This is a genomic window from Acidimicrobiia bacterium, assembly GCA_036396535.1.
Classification (GTDB): Bacteria; Actinomycetota; Acidimicrobiia; order Spongiisociales; family UBA5794; genus DASWKR01.
Genome location: DASWKR010000048.1, coordinates 64125 through 70882, shown reverse-complemented (window position 1 = coordinate 70882; position 6758 = coordinate 64125). Strand labels below are relative to the sequence as shown.

Sequence of the window (6758 nt, the reverse complement as noted above, 5' to 3'; positions counted from 1 at the left end):
GACCGGTTCTTGCGTCCCGCCGTCGCACATGTGCGATGGGCGGACGCCGGAACGGAGATCGATCGTCCCGGGCACGCCTCACCGATCGGACAGGTACTGGTCGAGAACGCCGAGCATCGCCTCGGCGCCCGCGATGGTCGTGTAGGTCACGGCCGAGCGACTTGCCCAGATGACCGGCTCGAGGCTCGGGTGGTTCGCAGCGATCCAAGTGCGAAGGGCTTCGAGAGCTCCATACGCCGCATCGCGTGACGCCTCGTCATGGATCCTGTCGACATTGCCGATTCTGCCGGCTCGAACGATGTACGTGTGGGTTCCAGTCAATGAGAGACCCAGCGACCTCAGAATCCGGTCGTCCTGCACGTATCTGCACGTGACGACCAGGTCATCGACGGCACAGTCGAAGTCGGCCATTTGCCACCCTGCGGCCACCTGCGCGCGAAACGTCTCCTCGAGCACATCGCGCCGCGACGCGACCCACATCGGTGTGCCGAGCACGTATCCGTCGTCGGCGATCATCGACATTGCAGCGGCTATGTCGCCTCGATTCCTCGCCGCCACCCATTCCTCGACGATCTCGAGGGGATCGGGTGGGGCGTCGCCGGCCGCCAACATCGCGCCGCCGACGACGGCGGCCGCCGCCACGACAACCCATGCCAGCCAACGACCGTTCACGAGTCAAAATCTACAGAGCCGCTTCGTCCCGGGGACCCTCGATCACGTCGGATCCATGCCGAACGAACGCCGCAGCGCCGACCTGGCGGCGTGGTATCCGGACATCCCGTGGACGCCTGCCCCCGGGGCCGTCGAGGCACTGCACAGGTACACGCCATCGAGTGGCGTCTTGTACGGATCGGGTCCCGGCATCGGGCGGGCGATCACCTGGTCGAGGGTCCAGGCGCCACCGATGATCTCGCCGCCTTCGTTGTTGGGGTTGTAGGCCTCGAAGTCGGCGGGGCCCATGGTGTGCCTGGCGAGGATGGTGTCGCGAAACCCGGGCGCAAAGCGCTCGATCTGCGACTCGATCGCCTCGACCCGATCGAGGGTCGAGCCGTTCGGCACATGACAGTACGCCCACGCGGTGTGGCTGCCTCCGGGCGCCCTCGTCTCGTCGAAGAGGCTCTGTTGGGCGAGCAGCACGTAGGGGCGATCCGAGTGATCACCGCGCCACATCGCCCTCTCAGAAGCCGCGATTTCCTCGAACGTGCCCCCGAGGTGAACCGTCGCGGCCGACGCCACTCGGGAGCACTTCCAGGGAATCGACTCACTGAGCGCCAGGTCGATCTTGAACACGCCCGGTCCTCGCCGCCAGCGTCTCGCCCGCCAGCCGTACAGACCGCCGATCGGGCGGCCCGCAAGCGCCAGGAGCGCTCGAGGCGTGACGTCGAGGAGGGTGGCGGCCGCCGAGGGGAGGTCCGAGAGCGAGGCGACCCAGTGCCCCGTCTCGATCGAGCCCCCGAGCGACAACAGATAACCGGCGAGGGCGTCGACGATCGCCTGCGATCCGCCCTTGGCGACGGGCCAGTTGTCTGCGTGCCCGGCGAGGCCGAGCGCCAATGCGACGCCGGTCGTCCCGGGGCCGGCCAGGTCGACCGTCGTGTGGGCGGCGAGTCCGCCCAGCAGACCTCGCGCCTCCGTCGTCTCGAATCGCCTCACGAACCAGGTGGCAGGAAGGAGTGACATGGCTGCGAACCGCGCCAGGGGCCTCGGATCGCCCGGCCAGCGCAGCATCGGCCCGAGGAACTGTTCGTTGATGCGGTCGAGCCTGGACACCCCCGGCTCCATGACGCGCCGGTAGGCGACGCCGTCCTCTCCCAGCCCCGCTGCCGTTTCGGCAACCGACGGCAGGAGCATGACGGCCGACCCGTCGTCGAACGGGTGCGCCGCGGCTGCCTCCGGCGAGATCCACTCCAAGCCGTGGTCTGCGAGCGGGTACCGGCGGAAGCTCGGCGACAGTCTCCCGAGTGGATGGATCGCCGAGCACACGTCGTGCCGGAACCCAGGAAGCGTCAACTCCTTGGTGCGGGCTCCCCCACCGATGGTGTCGGCACCCTCGATGACATGAACCCGCAAACCGTGTCTGGCGAGCTCGACGGCTGCGGTCAGCCCATTCGGCCCTGCGCCCACTATGACCGCGTCGTACTCCACAACGCCAGTCTCGCGGGTCGGCGAGACGCAGTCGGGGTCAGGTTTCCAGCTTCTGGCGTCGGCGGTGGGCCGCCACGTTCTCGCGGGTCGTGCAGGTGTCCGAGCAGTGGCGGCGCGAGCGATTGCGAGAGACGTCGACGTAGACGTCGTCACAGCGACCCGCGTCACAAACACCGAGGCGCTCCATGCCACCGTCGACGATGGTGACCGCCAGGCCCATCGCCGTCACGGTCCCCAGCCATGTGGCGATGTCTGCGCCCGACGGCTCGAAGTGGAGATGAGGGTCGTCGCTGTGCAGGCTCACCCTCGGCACCGCCTCCGAGTAGCTGAGGATCTGGTTGACGGTGTCGACGGCAGCCTCGGCAGTGTCCGCCGTGAACACATCCCGCAACCGGGAGCGCAAGGCACGAACCTCGTGAAGGTCGGCCTCGCGGATCCTCCAATCGAACGGACCCCACTCCTGCTCGTACCCGGCGACGAAAGTCTCGAGGTCGGCGGTCGTGACCAGGTGCTCGACCCCGGAGAAGGCGTCGAACGTGTTGACGAGGTCGACCGCCATGGCCACCGGTTCGTTGCTGTAATGAGAGAAATCCACTTGACTCCTTACCGGAATCATTGTATCTTGTAAGAGTCGTAAAGACAATAGCCTACTACACCGGGAGGGTCAAATGAGCTTCGAGCACCTGTTCAACGAGCTACTCGACGCTCGGAGGCGATACGAGGATCTGCGGATCGCCGGCGGCAGCTTCGACGAGAGAGCGCTGCTGCAATCCCACCTCCTCGAGTTGCGGGCGAAGCTGGTGGCATCTCGTAACGGGGTCAACTGATGTTCGCGATCAGGTGCCCCTACCACGATTCACCGGTCCTGCTGAGCCTCTCGTCCATCGAGGAGCTTCGAAACACGTCGCGGGGCATCGAGATCGGATACATCTGCTCATGCGGTCATCGCGGCACTTGGATCACAGGGCGCGGTGCCGCCTGCACCCCGACCGCACCGATGGAGGATTGACATGCACAACTACGAGATGCTCAGGGCTCTCGCCAACGATCGCATCGCGGAGATGAGGCGAGAAGCCGCCGAGGGACGCAAGCGGCGCAAGCGCTGACCGGGCCCTCCCCGAATCTGCCGCACGTGCACCGGTACGTGCGGCAGACTCGCGTCATGGATCCACCGGTGAAGCCGCGCGATGCGACGGCCGTCGCCGCCGACGCGCTGACGGCGTTGCGCGGCCTGATCGCCGTCGCTCTCGTCATCGCCGTCGGCTCGCGGCATCCGATGAGTGGCGCCGCCCTGCTGGGCCTCGCCTGGCTGACCGACGTGAGTGATGGGAGAGTCGCCCGCCGGTCGGCGACAGCGACCCGACTCGGCAGATGGGATCTCCACTTCGACGCGGCGGTCGGCGCCGGCCTGCTCACCGGGCTCATCGCAGCCGGATACGTCCCGGGCCCGGCATTCGCCGCCGCCGGCGGCGCGGCGACCATCTGGTTCCTCTACGCCGGCAATCCGGCCGGCGCCATGGCGCTGCAGGCCGTGGCGTACGGGCCATTCCTGGCGGTGGCGTTGCGCGACGCCACCGCCGGGTTCTGGGGACTCGTCGGCGTCATCGGCTCCATCGCGATCGTCGACGCACGGCACCTGGTCGAATGGGTGCTCCCCACCTTCTTCGCCGGACTGCTCTCACCGCGGCGACCGCGGCGCTGACCGCTCAGGCGTCCTCGGGGTCGGCGCTCCCCTTGTCGTCGACGACCGGCGCGAACACGATCCTCGTCAGCACCGAGAGCTGCTGCTTGTCCTTGTACGTGTGGTCGAAGTCGAACTCGAATGCCGAGCCGTATCCGGGCCATTGCACCTGGAGCCACGCCGCGTCCGTCCTGATCCTGTAGTAGCCGAAGGCGCCGTCCTCGACGTCGATGCGCTTCGGATCTGCGATGTACCTGGTGAACGGAGCGGTGTCTTCGTCCACGACTGCTCCCTCGGCGCCGTTGCGGCCTCGCACGGAGTAGCTCGTGCCGTGCGCAGAAGGCCGGATGTAGTAGAGACCGTCGAGCTCCATGGCCACCACACCATCCTCGATCGTGAGGACCGCATCGAGGTACGTGTTCCCGTCGTCGGCGTCGCCTGAAACCAGGTTGGTGTACGGCCCGGTGACGTACCGAACGAACACCCGGCCGTCCTCGTTGGTGATGAAGGTCTCGGTCACCCTGCCGGCGTCGAGCGTCGGGGTGACGAGCGGATAGGTTCGCTCGCCTCGATGCTTCTCGAGCTGGCTCTCGAACCGAAGCCCGTCGAAGACGGGGGCGATGCCTGTGCGATGAGCGTCGTTCGGACCGTCTCGGTAGTCGATCTCGAAGGCGACCCCTGAGTCCCCTTCGACCGTGACGGCGACCACTCGTGCTTCCTCGTCGATGTCGAAGCGGTACGGAGAGAGCGGGTCGTCATGCAGCTCGAGGCCGCCGAGGACGACCATCGCAACCGGAGGTCTCGGCAGGACGAGAACGTCCGCGATCGGCCGCTTGGGCTCGTCGTAGCTGACGGCAGCCTCGATCGCCGGTACCGGCGGAGGGGGTTCGTAGCCGTGCCAGGCGTCGACCATCTGTTCGACGGTCGGGGGGCGATGCTGCGGGATCGCAGCAGGGTTCCGGGGGATCAGATAGCCGATGAGGCTGGGGACGGCCGCCCGGACCGTTGTCTGGCTCGGAACGAACGATGCGGGCACACCGGGCCCGTGCCACGAGGAAGGCCGCAGCGGGACCGCGTTGGCGATCGACCAGCCCGTCCCGCTGATCACGACGAGAACGAAGACGAAACCCTGGAGGAGCCGCAAGCCCAACACGCTGTCTGTATCGGCACGTGCGCGTCGTGTCCTGAAACCACCTAGAGGCAACTGTCACTCCCACAGGTCGCTCGTCTGTGCCATGAAACGGTAGACCATACGCTCGAGGTTCCCACGGGACGCCACTGTGTCGACGGTCACCTACGCTTGACCGTCATGGTCACGTCCAGGTTGGCGCCGTTCGGGGAGACGATCTTCGCCGAGATCACTGCGCTGGCAACGCGACATGCCGCCATCAACCTCGGCCAGGGTTACCCGAACTTCGACGGCCCGGAGTTCGTCAAGCGGGCAGCCGCCGAGGCGATCGGAGAGGGGCACGGCCAGTACGCCCGCAGCTCCGGCATCATCGAGCTGGTCGACGCCATCGCCGCCCGGTTCACGTCCGACCGGGCGATCCCGGTCGATCCGCTCGCCCACGTCACCGTGACATCCGGCTGCACCGAGGCGCTGGCCGCCTGCTTTCTCGGTCTCGTTGAACAGGACGACGAGGTCGTCCTGATCGAGCCGACCTACGACGCCTATCCCGTCGACGCCGCGCTCGCCGGTGCGACGCCTCGCTACGTGACGCTGCGCCCTCCGGATTACCGCCTCGAGGAGGCAGACCTGCGGGCCGCCTTCGGGCCGCGGACGAAGGCCGTCGTGGTGAACACACCCCACAATCCGTCTGGAAGGGTCTTCTCCAGGGACGAGCTCTCCCTGGTCGCCGACCTGTGCCACGAGTACGACGTCATCGCCATCGCAGACGAGGTCTACGAGCACATGGTCTTCGACGGCCCCCACGTGTCCATCGCGACCCTGGACGGCATGTGGGAGCGGACCGTAACCCTCTCGTCGCTCGGCAAGACGTTCTCGCTCACCGGTTGGAAGGTCGGGTGGGCAGTGGCGCCGTCGCACCTCACCGCCGGGGTGCGAGCTGCTCACCAGTTCCTCACGTTCGCGACGGCTACCCCTCTGCAGCACGGCGCCGTGGCCGCTCTCCATGCGCCCGCCGAGTACTTCGTCGAGCTCGAGTCCGCATATCGATCGCGCCGCGACCTGCTGGCGAAGGGCCTGGCCGGATTGGGGTTCGACGTCCACTTGCCACAAGGGACGTACTTCATGCTCGCCGACCACACCCGCTTCGGCTTTTCCGACGACGTCGCCTTCGTGAAGCACCTCATCGAGCACGCCGGCGTTGCCGCCATCCCGCCGTCCGCCTTCTTCCACCACAAGCGGGACGGAGCCGATCTCGTCCGGTTCGCCTTCTGCAAGGACGAGGCGACACTGGAGCAGGCGCTCGACCGCCTCGGCTCCGCACGGCTCGAGGCGCCGTGACGAGCGCGGCCTTCCTGCTGGCGCTCGGCCTCGCGTTCGTGTTCGCGACGACGGCTGCCCGCCACGTGCTCGAGCCGTGGCGCATCCGGGGCGCCCTGTCGACGGCGGGGATCCGTGACGACCTGGCTCCAGTCGTCACGGGAACCGAAGCGGCGCTGGTGCCTCTCCTCGTGCTGAGTCCGCGCCTCGGCGGAGCACTCGCCGTGGCGTACCTGGGTGTCGTCACCGCCGCACTCGCCATCGCGGTCGCCGCCGGGCGTCAGATCGAGGATTGCGGCTGCACGAGGAAGCCGCACCGGGTGGACGGCGCATACTTCGGAAGGAACGCGGCGCTGCTCGCCCTCGGCGCGGTCGTAGGCGTGTTCGGGTCCCCCGGCTACCCGTTCGCCGGGCTCGGAGTGGCGGGCGTGGTCGCAGCGATCGCCGTCACACGGTTCGCCGGCGCTCGACGAGCGCACGGCTGAA

8 protein-coding genes are annotated in these 6758 nt (G+C 67.6%); 4 read left to right on the top strand and 4 right to left on the bottom strand.

The features are described from left to right. Window positions 1-78: 78 nt before the first annotated feature. From VGC47_08585 to VGC47_08575, 3 genes are read right to left on the bottom strand one after another with little or no spacing between them, the layout of a single operon-like run. Window positions 79-672 (bottom strand): hypothetical protein, encoded by a 594-nt coding sequence (locus tag VGC47_08585; protein ID HEX9855356.1) that lies wholly within the window; start codon window positions 670-672, stop codon window positions 79-81. Window positions 673-714: 42 nt separating this feature from the next. Beyond that, window positions 715-2145: an NAD(P)/FAD-dependent oxidoreductase gene (locus VGC47_08580; protein HEX9855355.1), complete on the bottom strand. Its 1431-nt coding sequence runs from the start codon at window positions 2143-2145 to the stop codon at window positions 715-717. Window positions 2146-2182: 37 nt separating this feature from the next. Next, on the bottom strand, window positions 2183-2740 hold the full coding sequence (locus tag VGC47_08575; protein HEX9855354.1) for a CGNR zinc finger domain-containing protein: 558 nt from the start codon (window positions 2738-2740) through the stop codon (window positions 2183-2185). 73 nt (window positions 2741-2813) lie between these two features. Here VGC47_08575 and VGC47_08570 point away from each other — a divergent pair, with 73 nt between their 5' ends. Then, complete coding sequence (locus tag VGC47_08570) at window positions 2814-2972, top strand: hypothetical protein (GenBank protein HEX9855353.1); 159 nt, start codon at window positions 2814-2816, stop codon at window positions 2970-2972. A gap of 335 nt (window positions 2973-3307) precedes the next feature. Further along, the gene (locus VGC47_08565; GenBank protein HEX9855352.1) at window positions 3308-3847 is read left to right on the top strand and encodes a CDP-alcohol phosphatidyltransferase family protein; all 540 of its coding nucleotides are present in this window, start codon (window positions 3308-3310) and stop codon (window positions 3845-3847) included. A 4-nt stretch (window positions 3848-3851) separates the two neighbouring features. On the opposite strand, the gene VGC47_08560 is transcribed toward VGC47_08565, so the two are convergent. After that, complete coding sequence (locus VGC47_08560; GenBank protein HEX9855351.1) at window positions 3852-4976, bottom strand: hypothetical protein; 1125 nt, start codon at window positions 4974-4976, stop codon at window positions 3852-3854. Between the two features lie 159 nt (window positions 4977-5135). Here VGC47_08560 and VGC47_08555 point away from each other — a divergent pair, with 159 nt between their 5' ends. Together VGC47_08555 and VGC47_08550 are read left to right on the top strand one after the other, a co-directional pair. Next, window positions 5136-6293 (top strand): aminotransferase class I/II-fold pyridoxal phosphate-dependent enzyme, encoded by a 1158-nt coding sequence (locus tag VGC47_08555; GenBank protein HEX9855350.1) that lies wholly within the window; start codon window positions 5136-5138, stop codon window positions 6291-6293. Then, window positions 6290-6757, top strand: coding sequence for a MauE/DoxX family redox-associated membrane protein (locus tag VGC47_08550; GenBank protein HEX9855349.1), 468 nt, complete (start codon window positions 6290-6292; stop codon window positions 6755-6757). Before VGC47_08555 ends, VGC47_08550 begins: the two co-directional genes overlap by 4 nt. The last annotated feature ends 1 nt before the right edge of the window (window position 6758 follow it).